Annotated in this window: 21 protein-coding genes; 13 read left to right on the top strand and 8 right to left on the bottom strand. The window is 68.7% G+C overall.

Going from position 1 to position 21,434, the window contains the following annotated elements:
* Positions 1 to 367 precede the first annotated feature (367 nt).
* Entirely contained in the window at positions 368 to 3,076 is a 2,709-nt protein-coding gene (locus ACWCQS_RS15510) for a transglycosylase domain-containing protein (RefSeq protein WP_451004897.1), read from the top strand.
* 161 nt (positions 3,077 to 3,237) lie between these two features.
* Positions 3,238 to 4,782 (top strand): glycosyltransferase family 87 protein, encoded by a 1,545-nt coding sequence (locus ACWCQS_RS15505; protein WP_451004896.1) that lies wholly within the window; start codon positions 3,238 to 3,240, stop codon positions 4,780 to 4,782.
* A gap of 81 nt (positions 4,783 to 4,863) precedes the next feature.
* On the opposite strand, the gene ACWCQS_RS15500 is transcribed toward ACWCQS_RS15505, so the two are convergent.
* From ACWCQS_RS15500 to ACWCQS_RS15490, 3 genes are all read right to left on the bottom strand, one after another.
* Complete coding sequence (locus ACWCQS_RS15500; protein ID WP_451004895.1) at positions 4,864 to 5,895, bottom strand: alanine racemase; 1,032 nt, start codon at positions 5,893 to 5,895, stop codon at positions 4,864 to 4,866.
* Between the two features lie 83 nt (positions 5,896 to 5,978).
* On the bottom strand, positions 5,979 to 7,100 hold the full coding sequence (femX, locus tag ACWCQS_RS15495) for a peptidoglycan bridge formation glycyltransferase FemX (protein WP_351601021.1): 1,122 nt from the start codon (positions 7,098 to 7,100) through the stop codon (positions 5,979 to 5,981).
* A 103-nt stretch (positions 7,101 to 7,203) separates the two neighbouring features.
* Positions 7,204 to 7,515 carry a hypothetical protein gene (locus ACWCQS_RS15490; RefSeq protein ID WP_388622743.1) on the bottom strand — a complete coding sequence of 104 codons (312 nt, stop codon included), beginning with the start codon at positions 7,513 to 7,515 and terminating at the stop codon, positions 7,204 to 7,206.
* Positions 7,516 to 7,787: 272 nt separating this feature from the next.
* Between ACWCQS_RS15490 and rpsF the strand changes: the two genes are divergently transcribed.
* The 4 genes from rpsF (at position 7,788) to rplI (ending at position 9,514) form a co-directional block, all read left to right on the top strand.
* A complete protein-coding gene (rpsF, locus tag ACWCQS_RS15485; protein WP_351601015.1) occupies positions 7,788 to 8,078 on the top strand; it encodes a 30S ribosomal protein S6 in 291 nt (96 codons plus the stop codon).
* A gap of 78 nt (positions 8,079 to 8,156) precedes the next feature.
* Entirely contained in the window at positions 8,157 to 8,735 is a 579-nt protein-coding gene (locus tag ACWCQS_RS15480) for a single-stranded DNA-binding protein (RefSeq protein ID WP_451004894.1), read from the top strand.
* A gap of 77 nt (positions 8,736 to 8,812) precedes the next feature.
* Entirely contained in the window at positions 8,813 to 9,049 is a 237-nt protein-coding gene (rpsR, locus tag ACWCQS_RS15475; protein ID WP_003949403.1) for a 30S ribosomal protein S18, read from the top strand.
* An 18-nt stretch (positions 9,050 to 9,067) separates the two neighbouring features.
* On the top strand, positions 9,068 to 9,514 hold the full coding sequence (rplI, locus tag ACWCQS_RS15470; protein WP_189984877.1) for a 50S ribosomal protein L9: 447 nt from the start codon (positions 9,068 to 9,070) through the stop codon (positions 9,512 to 9,514).
* A gap of 137 nt (positions 9,515 to 9,651) precedes the next feature.
* On the opposite strand, the gene ACWCQS_RS15465 is transcribed toward rplI, so the two are convergent.
* A complete protein-coding gene (locus tag ACWCQS_RS15465) occupies positions 9,652 to 10,989 on the bottom strand; it encodes an MATE family efflux transporter (protein ID WP_451004893.1) in 1,338 nt (445 codons plus the stop codon).
* A 481-nt stretch (positions 10,990 to 11,470) separates the two neighbouring features.
* Between ACWCQS_RS15465 and dnaB the strand changes: the two genes are divergently transcribed.
* Entirely contained in the window at positions 11,471 to 12,949 is a 1,479-nt protein-coding gene (gene dnaB / locus ACWCQS_RS15460) for a replicative DNA helicase (protein WP_365582234.1), read from the top strand.
* A 17-nt stretch (positions 12,950 to 12,966) separates the two neighbouring features.
* On the opposite strand, the gene ACWCQS_RS15455 is transcribed toward dnaB, so the two are convergent.
* Positions 12,967 to 13,221: a hypothetical protein gene (locus tag ACWCQS_RS15455; protein WP_451004892.1), complete on the bottom strand. Its 255-nt coding sequence runs from the start codon at positions 13,219 to 13,221 to the stop codon at positions 12,967 to 12,969.
* A gap of 116 nt (positions 13,222 to 13,337) precedes the next feature.
* Between ACWCQS_RS15455 and ACWCQS_RS15450 the strand changes: the two genes are divergently transcribed.
* The 3 genes from ACWCQS_RS15450 to ACWCQS_RS15440 all read left to right on the top strand — a co-directional run bounded on the left by ACWCQS_RS15450 (position 13,338) and on the right by ACWCQS_RS15440 (position 16,663).
* On the top strand, positions 13,338 to 13,745 hold the full coding sequence (locus tag ACWCQS_RS15450) for a YciI family protein (RefSeq protein WP_451004891.1): 408 nt from the start codon (positions 13,338 to 13,340) through the stop codon (positions 13,743 to 13,745).
* 8 nt (positions 13,746 to 13,753) lie between these two features.
* On the top strand, positions 13,754 to 14,899 hold the full coding sequence (locus ACWCQS_RS15445) for an RNA polymerase sigma factor (protein WP_451004890.1): 1,146 nt from the start codon (positions 13,754 to 13,756) through the stop codon (positions 14,897 to 14,899).
* A 378-nt stretch (positions 14,900 to 15,277) separates the two neighbouring features.
* Positions 15,278 to 16,663, top strand: a complete 1,386-nt coding sequence (locus ACWCQS_RS15440; RefSeq protein WP_451004889.1) for a serine hydrolase domain-containing protein — start codon at positions 15,278 to 15,280, stop codon at positions 16,661 to 16,663.
* A gap of 71 nt (positions 16,664 to 16,734) precedes the next feature.
* Here the strand turns inward: ACWCQS_RS15440 and ACWCQS_RS15435 are convergent, their stop codons facing one another.
* Positions 16,735 to 17,187 carry an N-acetyltransferase family protein gene (locus ACWCQS_RS15435; RefSeq protein WP_451004888.1) on the bottom strand — a complete coding sequence of 151 codons (453 nt, stop codon included), beginning with the start codon at positions 17,185 to 17,187 and terminating at the stop codon, positions 16,735 to 16,737.
* Positions 17,188 to 17,196: 9 nt separating this feature from the next.
* The gene (locus ACWCQS_RS15430) at positions 17,197 to 17,655 is read right to left on the bottom strand and encodes a MarR family winged helix-turn-helix transcriptional regulator (RefSeq protein ID WP_451004887.1); all 459 of its coding nucleotides are present in this window, start codon (positions 17,653 to 17,655) and stop codon (positions 17,197 to 17,199) included.
* 142 nt (positions 17,656 to 17,797) lie between these two features.
* Between ACWCQS_RS15430 and ACWCQS_RS15425 the strand changes: the two genes are divergently transcribed.
* Both ACWCQS_RS15425 and ACWCQS_RS15420 read left to right on the top strand, forming a co-directional pair.
* A complete protein-coding gene (locus ACWCQS_RS15425; protein ID WP_451004886.1) occupies positions 17,798 to 19,006 on the top strand; it encodes an MFS transporter in 1,209 nt (402 codons plus the stop codon).
* Between the two features lie 112 nt (positions 19,007 to 19,118).
* Positions 19,119 to 19,538: a GlcG/HbpS family heme-binding protein gene (locus ACWCQS_RS15420; RefSeq protein ID WP_451004885.1), complete on the top strand. Its 420-nt coding sequence runs from the start codon at positions 19,119 to 19,121 to the stop codon at positions 19,536 to 19,538.
* 73 nt (positions 19,539 to 19,611) lie between these two features.
* On the opposite strand, the gene ACWCQS_RS15415 is transcribed toward ACWCQS_RS15420, so the two are convergent.
* Positions 19,612 to 20,478, bottom strand: a complete 867-nt coding sequence (locus ACWCQS_RS15415; RefSeq protein WP_451004884.1) for a GNAT family N-acetyltransferase — start codon at positions 20,476 to 20,478, stop codon at positions 19,612 to 19,614.
* Positions 20,479 to 20,629: 151 nt separating this feature from the next.
* On the opposite strand from ACWCQS_RS15415, the gene ACWCQS_RS15410 reads away from it, so the two are divergent.
* Positions 20,630 to 21,262 (top strand): HAD family hydrolase, encoded by a 633-nt coding sequence (locus ACWCQS_RS15410; RefSeq protein ID WP_451004883.1) that lies wholly within the window; start codon positions 20,630 to 20,632, stop codon positions 21,260 to 21,262.
* Positions 21,263 to 21,434 lie beyond the last annotated feature (172 nt).

Raw genomic sequence — 21,434 nt, 5'->3', positions numbered from 1 at the left:
TCACGCGGGTCTCGCAGTGCCTCTCAGCGTCTTTATCTCGCGCTGATGTATCGACTCGATACATCATGACGATAGAACGGCCTTCCGCAGGCGACAAGAGGGACGGTGGTGAACGGGATCACATCACCGATTCATACGATGCATGTTTCCTGTTTTGGGGTGAACTTCAGGGCTCGGTGGGTTTTGGCGGTGCGTAGTCTGTGCGGCATGCACAGCACCGGGAACCAAGTGACACCGGGGGAACGTCCTCGTCCCCGGTGCAGTACGGGTGAATGCAGAACCGACCACATCCGTACTTCGGGGGGACCGGAAACCAGCCGCCGTTCCAGGCGCGCACGGGTGCGCCTGCCCGAGGAGTAGTCGTTCGATGAGCGAGCACCGTCGCAAACCGCCGCAGCCGCAGGGAGGCGGACGTGCCGCGGCCCGACGCGGCCAGCCCGGTTCGTCCTCCGGTCGCCGTGCGGCACCGCGAGGCGCCACCGAGTCTCCAGCCGACTCCTATGGGCCCAGTTCCTATGGGTCGCGTTCCAGTGGTCAGGGAGGTGAGGAGCGTTCCTACGGCGGCCGTGCCGAGGCCCGCCGGGCGGCGCAGAGAGGCAGCCGCCGCAGAGGCGCCGACAACGCGGGCCCGGGTGGCCGGCGCGGCGGCCCCGGCGGCCCGACCGGTCCCGGGCGCGGCAGGGGCCGTGCGACGACGGCACCCGGCAGGAAGCGGATCATCGACTATCCCAGGGCCGACAAGTACGGCTGGCGGCGCTGGGTCCCCTCCTGGAAGCTCGTGTCGGGCCTGTTCATCGGCTTCATCGGAAGCCTGGTGGCCGTGGCGGGCATCGGGTACGCGATGGTCAGCGTGCCCGACATAGCCAAGACGGCGACGGCGCAGAACAACGTCTTCTACTGGTCCGACGGCTCGGTGATGGTCGCCACCGGCGGGGAGGTCAACCGCCAGATCATCAACTACGCGGACATCCCCAAGGAGATGCGCTACGCCGTCATCTCGCAGGAGAACAAGACCTTCGAGACCGACAGCGGCGTGGACCCGAACGGCATCGCGCGCGCCCTCTTCAACATGGCCCGGGGCGGTCAGACGCAGGGTGGCTCGACGATCACCCAGCAGTACGTCAAGAACGCGATGCTGGACGACCAGTCCCAGACCATCACCCGCAAGTTCAAGGAGATCTTCGTCGCGATCAAGGTGGGCGCCACGGTCCCGAAGGACCAGATCATGGCCGGCTACCTGAACTCGGCGTACTTCGGCCGGGGCGCCTACGGTCTCGAGGCGGCCTCCCGCGCCTACTTCAACAAGGACGCCAAGTACCTGAACCCGGGCGAGTGCGCCTTCCTGGCGGCGATGCTGAAGGGTGCCACCTACTACGACCCGGCGGGCGCCACCTCGCTCGACCCGGCTGCCACCCCCGATGCGAACAAGAAGCGTGCCCTGGCGCAGATGCAGGACACCCTCGACAAGATGGTCAAGTACGGCCATCTGAGCGCCGCGGAGCGGGCTCACTACACCACGCTCCCGAATGTGCAGAACCCGAGGTCGAACAGCCGGCTGAGCGGCCAGATCGGCTATCTGGTCGACCTCGCCAAGTCCTACCTGGTCAACAACAGCGACAAGACCGGGATCACCGCGGACAAGCTGCAGCAGGGCGGCTACCGGATCTACACGACCTTCGACAAGAAGAAGGTCAAGGCGCTGGAGGCCGCGGTCACGAACGTCCAGAAGGCGAACATCAAGCCCAAGCTGCGACCGAAGACCGACACCCACGTCCAGTTCGGCGGCGCCTCGGTGGACCCGTCGACGGGTGCCATCAAGGCCATCTACGGCGGCGAGGACGCGACCAAGCACTTCACCGACAACGCCGACGCGACCGGCGCCCAGGTGGGTTCGACCTTCAAGCCGTTCGTGCTGGCGGCGGCCATGAAGTGGGGCGTGCGGAACCCGCATCTGGGCCCCGAGCAGGCCCAGGACGAGCGCACCCAGGTCTCTCCCAAGAGCCTGTACAGCGGAAAGAACAAGCTCAAGATCAAGAACTATGACGGGTCGGTCTGGACGGACAAGAACGGCAAGGAGTGGCTCCAGACCAACGACGGCAACGAGTCGGTCAATCCGCCCAGCTACAAGATCGACCTTCGTGAGGCCATGCAGCTCTCGGTCAACTCCGCGTACGTCCAGCTGGGCATGGACGTCGGCCTGGACAAGGTCGAGCAGACGGCGCTGGACGCGGGTCTCCTCAAGGGCAGTCTCGCCAGCGCCAACTACCCGTCGTTCTCGATCGGTACGTCCGACCCGAGCGCGATCCGCATGGCCGGCGCCTACGCCACCTTCGCCGCGAGCGGCCAGCAGAACGACCCGTACTCGGTGGAAAGGGTCGAGAACAAGGACGGGCAGGTCTTCAAGCACGAGGCAGCGCCCAAGGAAGCCTTCACCTCGCTGGTGGCGGACAACGTCACCGACGTCCTGAAGTCCGTGGTCGACAAGGGAACGGGTACCAACGCCCAGCTTCCGGGTCGTGAGGTGGCCGGTAAGACCGGTACGACGGACGGCAACAAGTCCGCCTGGTTCGTGGGCTACACCCCGCAGCTGTCCACCTCGATCACCATGTTCCGCCTGGACGACAACGCGAACAACAAGGCGCGGACCTTCCTGGAGATGTACGGAACGGGTGGCCAGGAGAAGATCCACGGTGCTTCGTTCCCGGCCGAGATCTGGCACGACTACATGGCCGAGGCGCTGAAGGGCCAGCCGGTGAAGGACTTCCCGACGCCGCAGCCCATCGGTACGGTGATCAACGCCGAACCGAGCCCGACGCCGTCCCCGTCGGCGACCCAGAGCCCGTCGCCGAGCCCGTCGCCGAGCCCGTCGCCCAGCCAGTCGTCCATCACTCCTTCGCCCTCGCCGAGCCAGTCGTGCAACGGCTGGGGCTGGAACTGTGACAACAACGGAGGCACGAACAACGGCGGCACCGACGGAGGCCCGACGCCGACGCCGACCGTTACCGACACGACCGGGACCGGAGGCAACACCCGGGGCAACGGCAACGGAGGCTTCTTGGGCGGACAGGGAGGCTGACGGCCGACGACGCTGCAGGCCGGTGTTCGGCGCCTTTCGCGCGGCGAACACCGGCCTCTTGCGTTGTGCGTACGCTGGGAACGTCTGGTCTTCCGGTGCCGTTGGAGCAGAGTTCGCTGTGCTTCGCGCCGCTCTCAGACAGGTACGGCAGGATGTGCCCCATGCCCAGTGCAGAGATGACGCCCGCGAGCAGGCACGAGCCCGAGCCCGTGCGGCCCGCCACGGCAGAGCCGGTGCGGCCGACCGGTGAGGACGAGATCGCCCGGGCCGGCAGCGAGCTGATCGGCGGCCCCCTGGGGCAGCGCGCCCTCCTCGGGACCTCCTGGTGGACCCCCGTCCGGGTCGTCGCGCTCGTGGCGATCGGCATGTTCGCCCTCGGTCTGGTCCAGAAGGCGCCCTGCTACCACACCGCCTGGTTCTTCGGCGCGAGCAGCCAGTACACGAAGGCCTGCTACTCGGACATTCCGCACCTCTACCAGGGTCGCGGGTTCGCCGACCATCTCGTGCCGTACTTCGACAGACTCCCGGACGACATCTCCGGCGGCATGGGCTACCTCGAATACCCGGTACTGACCGGTGTGTTCATGGAGGTGGCGTCCTGGCTGACCCCGCACAGCGGCAGCATCCAGCAGCAGGAGCAGTGGTACTGGTTCGTCAACGCCGGGATGCTGATGGTGTGCGCGGCCGTCATCGCCGTCTGTGTGGCCCGCACCCACCCGCGGCGCCCCTGGGACGGCCTGCTGGTCGCCCTGGCGCCCGCCTTCGTGCTCACCGCGACCATCAACTGGGACCTGCTGGCGGTGGCGCTCACGGCCGCCGCGATGCTGATGTGGTCCCGGAGCCGTCCCGTCGCGTTCGGTGTCCTCCTGGGCCTCGCCACGGCCGCGAAGCTCTACCCCGTGTTCCTGCTGGGCCCGCTGCTCGTGCTGTGCTGGCGGGCCGGCAGGTGGCGGGAGTACGCCCAGGCCGTGGCCGGTGCGGCCGTCGCCTGGCTCGTGGTGAACGCGCCGGTGATGCTCTTCGCCTTCCAGGGCTGGTCGAAGTTCTACACGTTCAGCCAGGAACGGGGCATCGACTTCGGCTCGTTCTGGCTGATCTGGGCGCAGAACTCCACCAACCCGCCCAGCACCGGCTTTGTGAACGCGGCTGCCATGGTTCTGGTGGTGCTGTCCTTCCTCGGCATCGCCGCGCTGACCTTCACCGCGCCGCGCCGGCCGCGCTTCGCCCAGCTGGCCTTCCTGATGGTGGCGGCCTTCATCCTGACCAACAAGGTCTACTCCCCGCAGTACGTCCTGTGGCTGGTCCCGCTGGCGGTCCTGGCCCGGCCCAAGTGGCGGGACCTCCTGATCTGGCAGGCGTGCGAGGTGGCGTACTTCCTCGGCATCTGGATGTACCTCGCCTACACGACCAGCGGCGACGCCCACAAGGGGCTGCCGATGCAGGGCTATCACTGGTCGATCGTGCTGCACCTGGTGGGCACGCTCTACCTGTGCGCCGTCGTCGTACGGGACATCCTCATGCCGGAGCGGGACGTGGTGCGCCGGTCGGGCGACGACGACCCCTCGGGCGGGGTGCTCGACGGCGCGCAGGACGTCTTCGTGCTCGGCGCGGCAGCCCATCCGCCGCGGCACGCCGCCCACTTCGAGGGGCCACAGGTGGACTGGGGCAGGCCCGAGTCACCGTCCTTCGAGGACTGTTCGCTCTGAGCGAACGCACGGCCGGAAGGCCATGAAGAAGGCCGTACACGCGGGGTGCGTGTACGGCCTTGGCGCTGACCCGGGCCGAGATCAGTGGTCCACGAGGCGGTCGAACTGCGTGGTGGTGTGCCGCAGATGGGCCACCAGTTCGTCGCCGACCTTCGGCTCCGGGGCGTCCGAGGGGACGAACAGGATCGACACCTGCATGTGCGGCGGCTCGGCGAACCAGCGCTGCTTGCCGCCCCAGACGAACGGAGAAAGGTTCCGGTTGACCGTGGCGAGGCCGGCCCGTGCGACGCCCTTGGCGCGCGGCATGACGCCGTGCAGGGCCTTCGGGGCCTCCAGGCCCACCCCGTGCGACGTACCGCCCGCCACGACCACCAGGAAGCCGTCGGAGGCCGCCTTCTGCTGCCGGTAGCCGAACCGGTCGCCCTTGGACACGCGCGTGACGTCCAGGACGGCACCGCGGTACTCGGTGGCCTCGTGGTCCCCCAGCCACAGCCGCGTGCCGATGCGGGCCCGGAACCGGGTCTGCGGGAACTGCTGCTGGAGCCGGACGAGTTCGTCGGCCTTGACGTGGCTGACGAACATCGTGTGCAGCGGCAGCCGGGCCGCGCGCAGCCGGTCCATCCAGCCGATGACCTCCTCGACGGCGTCCGAGCCGTCGGTGCGGTCCAGCGGCAGATGGATGGCGAAGCCCTCCAGCCGGACGTTCTCTATGGCCTGGTGCAGCTGCGGCAGATCCTGCTCGCTGATGCCGTGCCGCTTCATCGAGGACATCACCTCGATGACGACGCGCGCGCCGACGAGGCCGTACACCCCGTCGATGGACGACACCGAGCGCACCACCCGGTCGGGCAGCGGCACGGGCTCCTCGCCGCGTCGGTACGGCGTCAGGACCAGCAGGTCACCGCCGAAGAAGTCCTTGATGCGCGCGGCCTCGTAGGTCGTGCCGACGGCGAGCAGGTCCGCGCCCAGCCGCGTGGCCTCCTCCGCCAGCCGTTCGTGCCCGAAGCCGTAGCCGTTGCCCTTGCAGACCGGGACGAGTCCCGGGAACTGCTCCTGCACGTGCTTGTGGTGCGCCCGCCAGCGCGCGGTGTCGACGTAGAGCGTGAGCGCCATGGCCGGACCCGGAACCTTTCTCGTGGCTGCGGTGTATCTGAGGTGTGAAAGCTGCGAACCCTATGGAATCAAACGCCCGTGGCTCAGCGACGCGACATGTAGATGTCGAGCGCCTTGTGGAGCAGCTTGTTCAGCGGGAAGTCCCACTCGCCGAGGTACTCGGCGGCCTGACCGCCGGTGCCGACCTTGAACTGGATCAGACCGAAGAGGTGGTCCGTCTCGTCCAGCGAGTCGGAGATGCCGCGCAGGTCGTAGACGGTGGCGCCGAGCGCGTAGGCGTCGCGCAGCATCCGCCACTGCATCGCGTTCGAGGGCCGGACCTCACGGCCGATGTTGTCGGAGGCGCCGTAGGAGTACCAGACGTGTCCGCCGACGATCAGCATCGTCGCCGCGGACAGGTTCACACCGTTGTGCCGCGCGAAGTACAGCCGCATCCGGTTCGGGTCCTCGGTGTTGAGGGCCGTCCACATGCGCTGGAAGTACGACAGCGGGCGCGGGCGGAAGTGGTCGCGCACCGCGGTGATCTCGTACAGCCGCTGCCACTCGGCCAGGTCCTGGTAGCCGCCCTGGACGACCTCGACGCCGGCCTTCTCGGCCTTCTTGATGTTGCGCCGCCACAGCTGGTTGAGGTTCTTGTGGACCTCTTCCAGGGAACGGTTCGCCAGCGGCACCTGGAAGACATAGCGCGGCTGTACGTCACCGAAGCCGGCGCCGCCGTCCTCGCCCTGCTGCCAGCCCATACGGCGCAGCTTGTCGGCGACCTCGAAGGCGCGCGGCTCGATGAAGTCGGCCTCCAGGTCCCGCAGACGCTTGACGTCCTGGTCCTGGATGCCCTTCTTGATGGTCTCGGCGTTCCAGCGCCGGATGATCACCGGCGGGCCCATCTTCACGGAGAAGGCGCCCTGCTGCTTCAGATGCGCCAGCATCGGCTGGATCCAGTCGTCCAGATTCGGCGCGAACCAGTTGATGACCGGGCCCTCGGGGAGATAGGCGAGGTAGCGCTTGATCTTGGGCAGCTGGCGGTAGAGGACCAGACCCACACCGACCAGCTCGCCGGTGCGGTCGTCGAACCAGCCGAGGTTCTCCGAGCGCCACTCCGCCTTCACATCGGCCCAGGCCGGGACCTGCATGTGGCTCGCCGCCGGCAGGCTCTGGATGTAGGCCAGATGTTGCTCGCGGCTGATGGTCCTCAGGGTCAGGCTCATGTCGGGGCGCTCCTCGGGCTGGTGTGTCCCCATGGGTACAGGGGCTCCGGCTCTCGCGCCGAAGCCTACTGCGCCGTCCGAGCGCCCCGACTGGGCGTACGGCTTAGAAGAGGCCGCCGAACAATCCGCCGTTGGCCATGCTGATGAGGAAACCGACTCCCGCGGCGCCCATGCCGACCACCAGCCCGAAGCGCTCTCGCGTGGTCACCGAGATCCACTGTCCGTAGATACCGACGCCCAGCCCCACCAGGCCCGTCCACGAGGACAGCAGGTGCAGGCCGTGAAAGAAGGACGTGATGAAGGCCAGCACGCCGAGGACGAGCGTGGCCCCCGTCAGTGCGTCCTGGAGCGGACGGCGCTTGCCGTCCGTGGCGAAGAGGGAACCGGCGATGTTGGGATGCAAAGCCTGTGCCATGGGCACCTCCTGCGGAAGGCGGCGCACAGTAGCGCCGTACACACCCGACGTGTACAGGGTGACGGTCCTCACGGCCGGATTTCAACCGGAAGCGGGTGTGCGGGTAGTCTGTACCGTCTGCACCGGTGTCTGCCCACGCCTGCCCAGGTAACACTGCGGGATCCCCGAGAGGCCCCCGATTGTCAGTGGCGGCCGATACCGTTGCGTACGCATCACGACCCTCCTGCCACGGAACGACCGTGGCCGCTGAGTCCAAAGGAGGTGGGTTCCACATGCGTCACTACGAGGTGATGGTCATCCTCGACCCCGATCTCGAGGAGCGTGCTGTCTCCCCGCTGATCGAGAACTTCCTGTCCGTCGTCCGTGACGGTGGCGGCAAGGTTGAGAAGATCGACACCTGGGGCCGTCGTCGTCTCGCCTACGAGATCAAGAAGAAGCCCGAGGGCATCTACTCGGTCATCGACCTGCAGGCCGAGCCTGCGGTCGTCAAGGAGCTCGACCGCCAGATGAACCTGAACGAGTCGGTCCTCCGGACCAAGGTCCTCCGCCCCGAGATGCACTGAGCCTTCGCGCTCAGCTGATCCCGGGATTCGAGTAGCAGCACCAAGCAGCCAGCAGCAAACCCGCCGAGAGGTTCCCCCATGGCAGGCGAGACCGTCATCACGGTCATCGGCAATCTTGTCGACGACCCCGAGCTGCGCTTCACCCCGTCCGGTGCGGCGGTCGCGAAGTTCCGCGTCGCGTCCACTCCCCGCACCTTCGACCGCCAGACGAACGAGTGGAAGGACGGCGAGAGCCTCTTCCTGACCTGCTCGGTCTGGCGTCAGGCGGCGGAGAACGTCGCCGAGTCGCTCCAGCGAGGCATGCGCGTCATCGTGCAGGGCCGCCTGAAGCAGCGGTCCTACGAGGACCGTGAGGGCGTCAAGCGCACGGTCTACGAGCTGGACGTCGAGGAAGTCGGCCCCAGCCTGCGCAACGCCACGGCCAAGGTCACCAAGACCGCCGGTGGCGGTCGCGGTGGCCAGGGTGGTTACGGCGGCGGTGGCGGCCAGGGTGGCGGCGGCTGGGGCGGAGGCCCCGGTGGCGGCCAGCAGGGCGGCGGCGCTCCGGCCGACGACCCGTGGGCGACCGGCGCTCCCGCCGGCGGCCAGCAGGGTGGCGGTGGCTGGGGCGGAGGCTCCGGCGGCGGTGGCGGCTACTCGGACGAGCCCCCCTTCTAGGTCTTTCCGGTCCTCAGGGACCGGTCCGGCCGAGGGCGGGTCGTACCCAAACTTCTTGATCACACAGGAGAAACACCATGGCGAAGCCGCCTGTGCGCAAGCCGAAGAAGAAGGTCTGCGCTTTCTGCAAGGACAAGGTCACGTACGTGGACTACAAGGACACGAACATGCTGCGGAAGTTCATTTCCGACCGTGGCAAGATCCGTGCCCGCCGCGTGACCGGCAACTGCACGCAGCACCAGCGTGACGTCGCCACGGCCGTCAAGAACAGCCGTGAGATGGCGCTGCTGCCCTACACGTCCACCGCGCGCTAAGGGAAGGGTGACCGACTCATGAAGATCATCCTCACCCACGAGGTCTCCGGCCTCGGTGCCGCGGGCGATGTCGTCGACGTCAAGGACGGTTACGCTCGCAACTACCTGATCCCGCGGAAGTTCGCTATCCGCTGGACCAAGGGTGGCGAGAAGGACGTCGAGCAGATCCGTCGCGCTCGCAAGATCCACGAGATCCAGACCATCGAGCAGGCCAACCAGGTCAAGGCCCAGCTCGAGGGCGTCAAGGTCCGCCTGGCCGTCCGCTCCGGCGACGCCGGCCGTCTCTTCGGCTCCGTCACCCCGGCCGACATCGCGTCCGCGATCAAGGCTTCTGGTGGCCCCGAGGTCGACAAGCGCCGCATCGAGCTGTCCGCGCCGATCAAGACCCTGGGCGCCCACGAGACGTCCGTGCGTCTGCACCCCGAGGTTGCCGCCAAGGTCAACATCGAGGTCGTCGCGGCGTAACGCTGCGCTCGGCTTGAGCAGCTGAGAGGGGCCGTCCCTTGCGGGGCGGCCTCTCTTCGCGTCGGTGCCGGGATTCGCTGCGCGCAGGCGCGGCATGTTTCACGTGAAACAGGGACGAGGTGGCCCTGCCGACCCGTTCAGCGGGTGGCGCCGGTGACGATCCAGCGACCCGAGCGTGTGCGCAGCCACAGGGTCAGCATTCGGACGGTCATCATCAGGGTCATCGCGGCCCAGAGCGCGGTGAGACCGCCGCCGAGGGTGGGCACGAGCAGGGCGACCGGCGCGAACACCGCGAGGGTGACGACCATGGCCCCGGCCAGGTAGGGCCCGTCGCCGGCTCCCATCAGGACTCCGTCCAGCACGAAGACGATCCCGCAGATGGGTTGCGAGAGCGCCACCATCAGCAGCGCGGGCAGCGCCGCGTCCTTGACCACGGAGTCACTGGTGAACAGCGGCAGGAACAGCGGGCGGGTGGCCACCACGAGCAGACCGAGGACCACTCCGGTCGCGATGCCCCACTGGACCATGCGACGGCAGGCCTCATGCGCTCCTTGCGCGTCGTTGGCACCGAGATAGCGGCCAATGATGGCCTGTCCCGCGATCGCTATCGCGTCGAGGGCGAAGGCAAGCAGACTCCACAGGGACAGGATGATCTGGTGGGCGGCGATGTCGGCGTCACCCAGATGCGCCGCGACCGCCGTCGCGATCATCAGGATCGCCCGCAGCGACAGGGTGCGGACCAGGAGCGGAACGCCTGCCTGAGCCGAAGCCCGGATTCCGGCGGCGTCCGGACGCAGGGAAGCACCGTGCCGACGGGCCCCGTGGACGACCACGGTCAGATAGACGGCCGCCATGCCGCACTGGGCGATGACCGTGCCCCACGCCGAACCGGCGATGCCGAGCCCTGCGCCGTAGACGAGTCCCGCATTGAGTGCGCCGTTGGCGACAAAGCCCGCGACGGCGACGTAGAGCGACGTCCTGGTGTTCTGCAGCCCGCGGAGCACTCCCGTCGCGGCGAGGACGATCAGCATCGCCGGGATGCCCAGCGAGGAGATACGCAGATACGTGGTGGCATAAGGGGCCGCGGTCGAGGAGGTGCCGAACAGGTCCACGATGCCGGGAGCCAGGGGAAGAACGGCGGCGATGACGGCGATGCCGAGCAGCAGCGCCAGCCAGATGCCGTCCATGCCCTGGCGGATCGCGGCCTGTGGATCGCCGGCGCCGACGCGCCGGGCCACGGCGGCCGTGGTGGCGTAGGCGAGAAAGACGAAGACGCTCACCGCGGTGGTGAGCAGGGCCGAGGCGACACCGAGACCGGCGAGCTGTGCGGTCCCGAGATGGCCGATGATGGCACTGTCCGCCATGACGAAGAGAGGCTCGGCGACGAGTGCACCGAAGGCCGGGACGGCCAGCGCGACGATCTCTCTGTCGTGCCGCGGTCGGGTGGCCTGGGGCATCGCGGGAGCCTGTGTCATGAGCACTAATCTAATCGTCCACAGGTAAGTGATGCAATGCGTGCTTGCCCCTTACCTCTCCTCTCCGGGTGTGTCCTTTCGCGCACCGTTCGAAGAGAACTTGGCCCGACTGGGGAAGTTTTTCTTCTGCACAGCCGGTGGACGGTAAAGGCGCAGGTCAAGGCGATCTTGTGCGTGGGAGGGAGGGCTTGTTCACAGGGCTGTCCACCGGGTCGTGCACAGGTTTCGGTGAGTTCTCCACAGCATCCGGGCCGTCGTCCACATGGCCTGTGGATAACCAGATTGGCTGACGGTGCCGACGGGCCTACCGTGGTCCGGCGCCCGCTCCTTCCTCCGGCCCGGAAAGCTCCCTTTCCCTGGTCCGGGAACCGTCATAAATCCGACGCGTGGGAACCGGAGCCGGGCCTCTCAATTGTCAGTGTCGTGCCGTACAAAAGAGGACACGGCGAGGTCCGCCGCGCGGACGGGAGGAGGTGGCTCGGTGAGCATTTCCGAGCCCTTGGACGATCCGTGGGCCGACGCCGGACCCAGTGATCGTCTGCCGGCCTCCCGTCGACGCGGTGACGGCGGCCGGGGTCGTGACGAACAGCACGACCGGGGCCGGGAGAACGCCTCCTGGGACGGCGGAGGTTCTTCCTTCGAGCGGGTGCCGCCGCAGGACCTGGACGCCGAGCAGTCGGTGCTTGGCGGCATGCTGCTGTCCAAGGACGCCATCGCCGACGTCGTCGAGATCCTCAAGGGCCACGACTTCTACAAGCCCGCGCACGAGACGATCTACCAGGCGATCCTGGACGTCTACGCCAAGGGCGAGCCGGCCGACCCGATCACCATCGCCGCCGAACTCACCAAGCGCGGCGAGATCAACAAGGTCGGCGGGGCCGCGTATCTGCACAGCCTCGTCCAGACGGTGCCGACGGCGGCCAACGCCGAGTACTACGCGGAGATCGTCCATGAGCGGGCGGTGCTGCGCCGCCTGGTCGAAGCGGGCACGCGCATCACACAGATGGGATACGCGGCCGACGGCGATGTGGACGAGATCGTCAACCGCGCCCAGGCCGAGATCTACGCCGTCACCGAGCAGCGCACCAGTGAGGACTATCTCCCGCTCGGCGACATCATGGAGGGCGCCCTCGACGAGATCGAGGCGATCGGCTCACGCAGCGGCGAGATGACCGGCGTGCCGACCGGCTTCACCGACTTCGACTCGCTGACGAACGGTCTGCACCCGGGCCAGATGATCGTCATCGCCGCCCGGCCCGCCATGGGTAAGTCGACGCTCGCCCTGGACTTCGCGCGAGCCGCCTCGATCAAGCACAACCTGCCGAGCGTCATCTTCTCCCTCGAGATGGGCCGCAACGAGATCGCGATGCGTCTGCTGTCCGCCGAGGCCCGGGTCGCCCTGCACCACATGCGGTCCGGCACGATGACCGACGAGGACTGGACCCGGCTCGCCCGCCGTATGCCGGACGTCTCGGCCGCACCGCTCTACATCGACGACTCCCCCAACCTGTCGATGATGGAGATCCGCGCCAAGTGCCGGCGCCTGAAGCAGCGCAACGACCTGAAGCTGGTCGTCATCGACTACCTCCAGCTGATGCAGTCCGGCGGCTCCAAGCGCGCCGAGAGCCGCCAGCAGGAGGTCTCGGACATGTCCCGTAACCTCAAGCTGCTCGCCAAGGAGCTGGAGATCCCCGTCATCGCGCTCTCGCAGCTCAACCGTGGTCCCGAGCAGCGCACGGACAAGAAGCCGATGGTCTCCGACCTGCGTGAGTCCGGCTCCATCGAGCAGGACGCCGACATGGTCATCCTGCTGCACCGCGAGGACGCGTACGAGAAGGAGTCCCCGCGCGCGGGCGAGGCCGACCTGATCGTGGCCAAGCACCGTAACGGCCCCACGGCCACCATCACGGTGGCCTTCCAGGGCCACTACTCCCGCTTCGTGGACATGGCCCAGACCTGATCCGAAGCTTGTAGGGCTCAGATTCCGTCAGGTTGGAAGAATGCGAGCATTTTCTGGGCGGCGTCCGACGACGTCGGCAGTTCCTGCATGTCCGCGGGCGTCCGGACGGCAGCGCTGGTGTGTTCGAACATCTCGCGTTCGTATTCATTGACGGCGGCGGGAAAGTCGTCCGGATGCGTGGCCAGCTCGAGGCCGAGCAGGGCGCCTTCGAGCAGCGCCGTGTTGGCACTCTCCCCTACCGGCGGCATCAGGCACGTTGGCAGCTCCGCCACCGCCCGGCCCGTGCGATCCAAGGAAATCGGACGGCGATGTCGAGAACCCGCGTCCGGCTCCGTCCCCGGGGTGAACGCGACCACAATGGGTCGCACGAGTACCGAGGAGAACCACGATGGCCAAGTACCTGCTGCTGAAGCATTACCGCGGCGCCCCGGCTTCGGTCAACGACGTGCCGATGGAACAGTGGACGCCGGAGGAGATCTCGGCCCACGTGCAGTACATGCGCGACTTCGCGGCCCGCCTCGAGCAGACCGGTGAGTTCGTCGACAGCCAGGCGCTCGCCCCCGAGGGGACCTTCGTCCGGTACGACGGTGAGGGGCGCCCGCCGGTCACCGACGGCCCGTTCGCCGAGACCAAGGACCTCATCGCCGGCTGGATGGTGATCGACGCCGACAGCTACGAGCGCGCCATCGAGCTGGCCGGGGAACTGTCGGCCGCCCCTGGCGCGGGCGGGAAGCCGATCCACGAGTGGCTCGAGGTGCGCCCGTTCCTGGCCGGGCACTGCACCGTCATGGAGTGACCTGATCGATGGACGAGGTCCTGCTCCGGAGCCTCACGCCGAGCGTGCTCGCCATCCTCGTCCGCCGCGGAGCCGACTTCGCGGCGGCCGAGGACGCCGTGCAGGACGCGCTCGTCGAGGCACTCCGCGTCTGGCCGGCCGACCCTCCGCGGGATGCGAAGGGCTGGCTGGTCACCGTGGCCTGGCGCCGGTACCTCGACGCGATGCGAGCCGACGCCGCCCGCCGCCGGCGTGAGGACCGCGTCGAGGAGGAGCCGGCGGCCGGGCCCGCGTCCGCGGTGGACGACACGCTCCAGCTCTACTTTCTGTGCGCCCACCCGTCGCTGACGCCGTCGTCCGCCGTCGCGCTCACGCTGCGCGCTGTCGGCGGGCTGACCACCCGCCAGATCGCCCAGGCCTACCTGGTGCCCGAGGCGACCATGGCGCAACGCATCAGCCGGGCCAAGCGCACCGTCTCCGACGTGCGATTCGATCAGCCCGGCGATGTCGCCACCGTGCTGCGCGTCCTCTACCTGGTCTTCAACGAGGGCTACTCCGGCGATGTCGACCTCGCCGCCGAGGCCATCCGGCTCACCCGGCAGCTCGCGGCCGCCGTCGACCACCCCGAGGCGGCGGGGCTGCTCGCCCTGATGCTGCTCCACCACGCTCGGCGTGCCGCCCGGACCGCGTCCGACGGCAGCCTGGTGCCGCTCGCCGAGCAGGACCGCGGCCGGTGGGACACCGCGTTGATCGCCGAGGGCATCGGGATCCTCCAGGCGGCCCTCGCCCGTGACCGGCTGGGCGAGTTCCAGGCCCAGGCCGCCATCGCGGCACTCCACGCTGACGCGCCCACCGCCCAGGAGACCGACTGGGTGCAGATCGTCGAGTGGTACGACGAGCTCACGCGCCTGACCGACAGCCCGGTCGTCCGGCTCAACCGCGCGGTCGCCGTCGGGGAGGCCGACGGACCACGCGCCGGCCTGGCGGCGCTCGCGGCGCTGGACGCCTCACTGCCTCGCCACACCGCGGTGGCGGCGTATCTCCATGAGCGCGACGGTGACCTGGCCACGGCGGCACGGCTGTACGCCGAGGCGGCCCACAAGGCCCCCAACCTCGCCGAGCGCGACCACCTGACGCGCCAGGCCGCCCGGCTCAACGCCCGCCGATGTCGCTGACGGGTCGCGCTCGAATCGGTCGCTGTCGGCCGACGGGCCCGCTGACGTCACCTACTGGGGCCGATACGCGGACGCGCAGTTCGGCGGCGAGCGGATCGCGCAGCACGGCTGCGCTGGACCGCACGGATGGCTCGACCTCCCGGTGGCCGAGGCGGCCGCTCCTGTCACTGGGCTGACTGCCTGGCGAGGCGGCCTGGGTGATCAGTCGATCAAGCACCGCGGTGAACGCGATGGCGGCCGGGTGTGTCCGGTCCCGCTCGAAGCCGACGAGGTGGACGAGACGGTGATGCAATGGACCATCCCGCCCCACGACATCGGACGGCTTCCGCCCGCACAAATGAACTCGACGTCCGCCGTCACAGCAGATGGACTGGGCGCATGACGTCATCTCAGGAAGAGCTGCTCCCCGGAACGCGCCGCGCCCTGCTGCGCCGGATCGCCGTGGCCCAGGCCGAAGGGCGGGCGCCCTCGCTGGTCGCGGCCGTGGTGCGGGGCGGACAGGCCGTGTGGCACGGGGCGCGGACCTCGGTGGACGGGCACGGGCCGGACGAGACCGTGCAGTACAGGATCGGGTCCATCACCAAGACCTTCACCGCCGTCTTGGTGATGCGGCTGCGCGACGAGGGCCTGCTCGACCTCGGTGACCCGCTGGAGAAGCATCTGCCCGGCACCGGCGCGGGCGAGGCGACGATCGCCCAACTGCTCGCGCATACCGCTGGCTTGGCGGCCGAGTCGCCCGCGCCCTGGTGGGAGCGGACCCCGGGCACCCTGCGCCCGGAGCTCAGCGATGTACTTGGCGAGCAGCCCCTGCTGCACCCCGTCGGCCGACGGCACCACTACTCCAACCCCGGCTATACGGTGCTCGGCGCACTGGTGGAGGAGCTGCGAGGCGCTCCCTGGGAGGAGGTGCTGCGCGGCGAGATCCTCGAGCCGCTCGGGCTGCACCGTACGAGCACGCAGCCGCAGGCTCCGCATGCCGGGGGATGGGCCGTGCATCCATGGGCGGACGCGATGCTGCCGGAGCCACTGGAGGACCTGGGCAGGATGGCACCGGCCGGTCAGCTGTGGTCTACCACGGGGGACCTGGCGCGGTTCGCCGCATTTCTGGCCGCGGGTGACGACCGGGTGCTGAGCGCGGAGTCGGTGCGGGAGATGCGCACACCTGCGGCGCCGGCCGAGGCGGCGGACGTGCTGGACGGGGCCGCGTACGGGCTCGGTCTGCAGATTCAGCTCCGTGACGGCCGGCTCCTGGTCGGCCACTCCGGTTCGCTGCCGGGCTTCCTGGCGAACCTCACCCTCAGCGTCGAGGACGACGTGGCCGCCGTGCTGCTTGCCAACTGCACCAGTGGACCGCTGCTGGGAGCGGTGGGCGCCGATCTGGTGCGGATCGTGGCCGAGGCGGAGCCGCGGATCCCGGAGCCCTGGCGCCCGCTGCGCGAGGTCGACCCATCGGTCCTGGAGCTGGCGGGACAGTGGTACTGGGGGACCAATGGATACGGTCTTCGGGTGAATGCCGACGGCCTTCTCACGCTCGGTCCGCTCACCGGAAGCGGCCGGCGTTCCCGCTTCCGCTCCAACGGTGACGGCACCTGGACGGGACTGGAGGGCTACTTCGCCGGAGAGCTTCTGCGGCCGGTACGACGCACGGACGGACCCCTGAGTCATCTCGATCTCGGCTCGTTCGTGTTCACACGGCAGCCGTACGACCCGGAGGCGTCGGTCCCCGGCGGTGTGGACCCCGAGGGGTGGAGGGGGATCGGTTAGACCTCCACGGCACAGGGGGTGTGTTTCACGTGAAACACACCCCCTGTGGTGCTCCTGGCTCGGCGGCACTGTCAGAGCGGCAGTTTGAAGCCCTCGTGCGTGGCGCTGAAACCGAGCCGTTCGTAGAAGCGATGGGCGTCGGTGCGTGTCTTGTCGGACGTCAGTTGCACCATCCGGCACTCCAGTCGACGGGCGGTGTCGATGGCCCACTCGATCAATAGGCTGCCCAGCCCACTGCCCCGTTCATCCGCGTGGATGCGGACGGCCTCGATGAGCGCGCGGGTGGCTCCCTTGTGGGAGAGCCCCGGAATGATCGTGAGCTGGAGCGTCCCGATCACCCGGCCGTCGCGAACGGCGACGACGAGATGCTGGTTCGGGTCGGTCTCCAGGCGTCCCAGAGCGGCCCGGTACGGGGTCATGTCGTCGGGGGACTCGCGCTGGGCACCGAGCGGATCGTCGGCGAGCATCGCGACGATCGCGGGAAGGTCGGCTGCGGTCGCATGCCGTATTTCAAGATCTCCCATGCGTGCACCCTATGCCGGTACGTTCAGCGACTCCACGACCCGTACCAGCGGGGCCAGTTCGGGGTTCCTGGCGGCCTCGTCCAGAGCCTCGCGCAGGGCGGCGTCATTGGTGGGGCGGGCCTCTTCCAGCAGTCGCAGGCCCGCCTCGGTGACGTTGGTGTAGATGCCGCGCCGGTCGGTGGGGCACAGGTAGCGCTCCAGCAGGCCGCGGTCCTCAAGCCGGGTCACCAGGCGTGTGGTGGCGCTCTGGCTGAGGACGACCGCGTCGGCGACCTGCTTCATCTGCAGATGGCCCCCTTCGCCGTCGTGCTGGCGGCTCAGTACATCGAGCAGCGAGTACTCGCGCACGCTCAGGTCGTGCTTCGCCTGTAGGGCGCGCTCGATGTGCCCCTCGATTCTTCCGTGCAGGGCAGAGAGGGCGCACCAGCCCTGTGCGAGAGCAGTGAGCGCGGGGTCCGTCGCTGTCATTGGTGTTCTCCTCCGTCCCGGAGCGGCTGCGTCAAGGGTAGAGCAAGTCCGCAATAGTGCGCGGTTGCATTTAGCCCGCGTCTGCAACTATTGTGAACGCACGCAAAGCGCACATGCAATCGTCTGGAAGGTGTACCCCTCCATGCCTCTCGCGCTCCTGGCCCTCGCGATCGGGGCCTTCGGAATCGGAACGACCGAATTCGTGATCATGGGCTTGCTGCCCGAGGTCGCGAGCGACTTCGGGGTCTCCATCCCCACGGCGGGCCTGCTCGTGACGGGCTACGCGCTCGGCGTGGTCATCGGTGCCCCGCTGATGACCGTGCTCGGCACCAAGGTCTCGCGCAAACGCATGCTGATGCTGCTGATGGGCCTCTTCATCGCCGGAAACCTGCTCTCGGCGGTTGCGCCCACCTTTGCGATCATGCTGATCGGACGCGTGGTGGCCTCGCTCGCGCACGGCGCCTTCTTCGGTATCGGCTCCGTCGTGGCGGCCGAGCTGGTGGCGCCCCACAAGAAGGCCGGCGCCATCGCCATGATGTTCACCGGTCTGACCGTCGCCAATGTCATTGGCGTCCCGCTGGGCACGCTCATCGGCCAGCACGTCGGCTGGCGCGTCACGTTCGGCATCGTCGCCGCCCTGGGGGTCGTCGGCCTCGCCGGCATCGCCAGGCTGGTGCCCGAGATGCCGCGGCCCGAGGGTGTGCACCTGCGCCACGAGCTGGCCGCCTTCAAGAACGCCCAGGTCCTGCTCGCCATGGCGATGACTGTCCTCGGCTTCGGCGGCGTCTTCGCGGCCATCACCTACATCGCCCCGATGATGACCCACATCGCGGGCTTCGCCGACGGCTCGGTGACCTGGCTGCTGGTCCTGTTCGGCCTCGGCATGGTCGGCGGCAACCTCATCGGCGGCAAGTTCGCCGACCGTGCCCTGATGCCGATGCTGTACGTCTCGCTGGGCGCCCTGGCCCTCGTCCTGGCGCTCTTCACGCTCACCGCGCACAACAAGATCGCGGCAGCCGTGACCATCGCCCTGATCGGCGCCCTGGGCTTCGCGACCGTACCGCCGCTGCAGAAGCGCGTGCTCGACCAGGCGCACGGTGCGCCGACCCTGGCGTCGGCCGTGAACATCGGCGCCTTCAACCTGGGCAACGCGCTGTCCGCCTGGCTCGGCGGCATCGTGATCGCCGCCGGCTTCGGCTACACGGCTCCGAACTGGGTCGGCGCCGCCCTCGCCGCGGCGGCCCTGGTCCTCGCCGTCCTGTCGGCGGCGCTGGAGCGCCGCGACGGCGCCCGCAGCACCCTGGTCGCCGCCGGGACGTCCGCCGGCCGGCAGACGCCGGTGCACCGCTGAGTCCCATGCACCACTGGGCACCGCACCCGAATCCCCAAGACCTCCGTGCCGGGGCTCTCAGCCCCGGTACGGCAAACACCCCCGCCGTGCTACACCCGAGGAGAAAGTTTCCATGAGCACCACCGCCGTCGCCCCGCTGTCCATCGAGGACGCCGAACTGCTCGTCGCCACGGCCCGACGCGCGGCCGAGGAGGCCGGGGCCACCGTCAGCGTCACCGTCCTGGACGCGGGCGGCCATCTGCTCGCCTTCCGCCGGGACGACCGGGCCGTGCTGATCTCCGGCGAGACCAGCACCCGCAAGGCCTACACGGCACTCCAGCTGAACACCCCCACCGCCGACCTGGTCGACGCCGTGCAGCCGGGCGGCCTCTTCCACACGCTGCCCACGGCCCTGGACCGACCCCTGCTGTTCATCGCGGGCGGAGTGCCCGTCCACCGGGACGGCCGTCTGATCGGCGCGATCGGCGTCGGCGGGGGTGCGCCGGAGCAGGACCACGGCTTCGCCACCGCGGCCGTGCGGGCGCTCGCCTGAGCCAGGCCCCCCACAGGGACAACGCCGGTCCCGCCGCACGACGCGGTGGGACCGGCGTTCGTCGTACGACTGCTCAGCCCGCGGCCACCGTCAGCGGTGCGAACCGGCGGGTCCAGTCCCCCGGAAGATCCGTGATGCCGTACGTCATTACGGCGTTGAAGGCCACGGAGGCGAGCCCCCGCGCCTTCACCCAGGTCAGCAGACCCTCATGGCGCACATCGATGTCGGTGCGCAGGGGACGGTCCGTATGGGCCGCCAGCGAACTGATCAGAGCCTTGGCCGTCTCCGCGTCCTGGGCCACCAGGGGACCGACGACATGGGTGTCCATGTTGGGCCAAGCGGCCGCGTAGCCGATGATCCGGCCGTCCTCCTCGGCCACCCGCAACTGGTCGGCGAAGGCCGGCAGCCGGGTGATCAGGGGAGTGCGGTCGGCGCCGAACACCTCCTCGTCGAGACGCAGGATCGCGGGCAGATCCTCAGCGGCGGCGGCACGGGTGAACACGCCCGATTCCGGCTCGCCGGGAATGAAGCGGCCCCTCAGCATCTCCGCCCGTCCCGTCACCTTGAAGCCCAGTTCCTCGTACAGGGGGCGGCCGTTGGGTGTGGCGTGCAGGGTGAGGGGAGTGGTCCCCATGGTCGACACGACATGGCGCATCAGGCGGCGCCCGACTCCCTGACGGGCATGGCGTCCGGCCACCAGGACCATGCCGACGGCCCCGAGATCCGGGCGCCCCCACGGGCCGTACTCCGTGACGACGCATGCGGCGACGAGACCTCCCTCTGGGTCGTCGATGCCGAAGCCCTTTCCGGCGGTGAGCAGGAATCCCCACTTGTGTTCCTCGCGTGGCCACCCCCGGTCCTCGGACAAGTCGGCGCAGGCGGTGAGATCACGAAGCGTCAGACGGCGGATGGGCAGAGCGGCGAGGGAAGGAGTCGACACGCAGGTCAGGCTGTCCGACCGGCACCCCCGACGTCCACCCGTTTCCACACGGGCACACGTGCTTTTGGTCATGTCGTGGCCCAATGCACAGCCTGTGGACAGCGGCAAGCGTTTCACGTGAAACATCGGCAGCCGGTTAGCTTCGGAGGCCATGACGAGACTTCATCTCTTCGATCTTGACGGCACATTGCTGCACGGCAGTACGGCTCCCGTGGAGATTTCCCGCCAGTTGGGGCTGGAAGCGGAGGCCGTGGCGCTGGACCAGGCGATCGCGGCGGGCCGGATCGGTCCGCCGGAGTATGCGGCACAGATATACGATCTGTGGTCCGGTCTGACCGAGGCGCATGTGAGCGCCGCATTCGAGGCGGCTCCCTGGCTGGACCGCATCCGTGAGGTCTGGGCAGAGATCAGAGACGCGGGCGAATACTGCGCGGTGGTGTCGCTCTCGCCGTCCTTCTTCGTGGAACGCCTTCTTGACTGGGGTGCTCACGCGGCGCATGGATCCCGCTTCCCGGCCGTTCCGTTCACCGAGCCCGTGGATCCGTCCGGGGTGCTCAGTGCCGCGGCCAAGGTGGCCATCGCAGACCGGCTCTGCGAGGAGTTCGGCGTGGCCCGGGCGGGCTGTGTGGCGTACGGCGACTCGATGTCGGACAAGGACCTGTTTGCTGTCGTACCGGTTTCCGTGGCGGTCAATGCGGACGCCCATCTGGCAGGGCTCGCAACGCACTCCTACACGGGGCAGGATCTGTGGGATGCCTATGAATTGGTTCGACCTGCCCGGTAGTTGTCGGACTTCGTGGTTCGTACTCTTGCCCGATTCGTGAGGAAGCAGGGGGGGACTTGTGTGTGCGGCGACGGCCGGTAGGGTCGACTCCGGTTCACGTCCGGGATGGAGTCCACAGGTCCCGTGCGGGCCGAGAGCAAAGGGCAAGCAGCTTAACGGGACAAAGGGCGCG

This window comes from Streptomyces sp. NPDC002076 (assembly GCF_053593835.1).
This window is presented reverse-complemented; position numbering and strand designations above follow the sequence as displayed.

Coding starts and splice junctions, on each gene's coding strand:
- rplI (WP_189984877.1), top strand. CDS start 9,068: ATGAAGATCATCCTCACCCACGAGGTCTCCGGCCTCGGTGCCGCGGGC.
- ACWCQS_RS15440 (WP_451004889.1), top strand. CDS start 15,278: ATGACGTCATCTCAGGAAGAGCTGCTCCCCGGAACGCGCCGCGCCCTG.
- ACWCQS_RS15420 (WP_451004885.1), top strand. CDS start 19,119: ATGAGCACCACCGCCGTCGCCCCGCTGTCCATCGAGGACGCCGAACTG.
- rpsR (WP_003949403.1), top strand. CDS start 8,813: ATGGCGAAGCCGCCTGTGCGCAAGCCGAAGAAGAAGGTCTGCGCTTTC.
- ACWCQS_RS15445 (WP_451004890.1), top strand. CDS start 13,754: ATGGACGAGGTCCTGCTCCGGAGCCTCACGCCGAGCGTGCTCGCCATC.
- femX (WP_351601021.1), bottom strand. CDS start 7,100: ATGAGCCTGACCCTGAGGACCATCAGCCGCGAGCAACATCTGGCCTAC.
- ACWCQS_RS15480 (WP_451004894.1), top strand. CDS start 8,157: ATGGCAGGCGAGACCGTCATCACGGTCATCGGCAATCTTGTCGACGAC.
- rpsF (WP_351601015.1), top strand. CDS start 7,788: ATGCGTCACTACGAGGTGATGGTCATCCTCGACCCCGATCTCGAGGAG.
- ACWCQS_RS15435 (WP_451004888.1), bottom strand. CDS start 17,187: ATGGGAGATCTTGAAATACGGCATGCGACCGCAGCCGACCTTCCCGCG.
- ACWCQS_RS15500 (WP_451004895.1), bottom strand. CDS start 5,895: ATGGCGCTCACGCTCTACGTCGACACCGCGCGCTGGCGGGCGCACCAC.
- ACWCQS_RS15450 (WP_451004891.1), top strand. CDS start 13,338: ATGGCCAAGTACCTGCTGCTGAAGCATTACCGCGGCGCCCCGGCTTCG.
- ACWCQS_RS15430 (WP_451004887.1), bottom strand. CDS start 17,655: ATGACAGCGACGGACCCCGCGCTCACTGCTCTCGCACAGGGCTGGTGC.
- ACWCQS_RS15465 (WP_451004893.1), bottom strand. CDS start 10,989: ATGACACAGGCTCCCGCGATGCCCCAGGCCACCCGACCGCGGCACGAC.
- ACWCQS_RS15490 (WP_388622743.1), bottom strand. CDS start 7,515: ATGGCACAGGCTTTGCATCCCAACATCGCCGGTTCCCTCTTCGCCACG.
- ACWCQS_RS15505 (WP_451004896.1), top strand. CDS start 3,238: ATGCCCAGTGCAGAGATGACGCCCGCGAGCAGGCACGAGCCCGAGCCC.
- ACWCQS_RS15410 (WP_451004883.1), top strand. CDS start 20,630: ATGACGAGACTTCATCTCTTCGATCTTGACGGCACATTGCTGCACGGC.
- ACWCQS_RS15425 (WP_451004886.1), top strand. CDS start 17,798: ATGCCTCTCGCGCTCCTGGCCCTCGCGATCGGGGCCTTCGGAATCGGA.
- ACWCQS_RS15510 (WP_451004897.1), top strand. CDS start 368: ATGAGCGAGCACCGTCGCAAACCGCCGCAGCCGCAGGGAGGCGGACGT.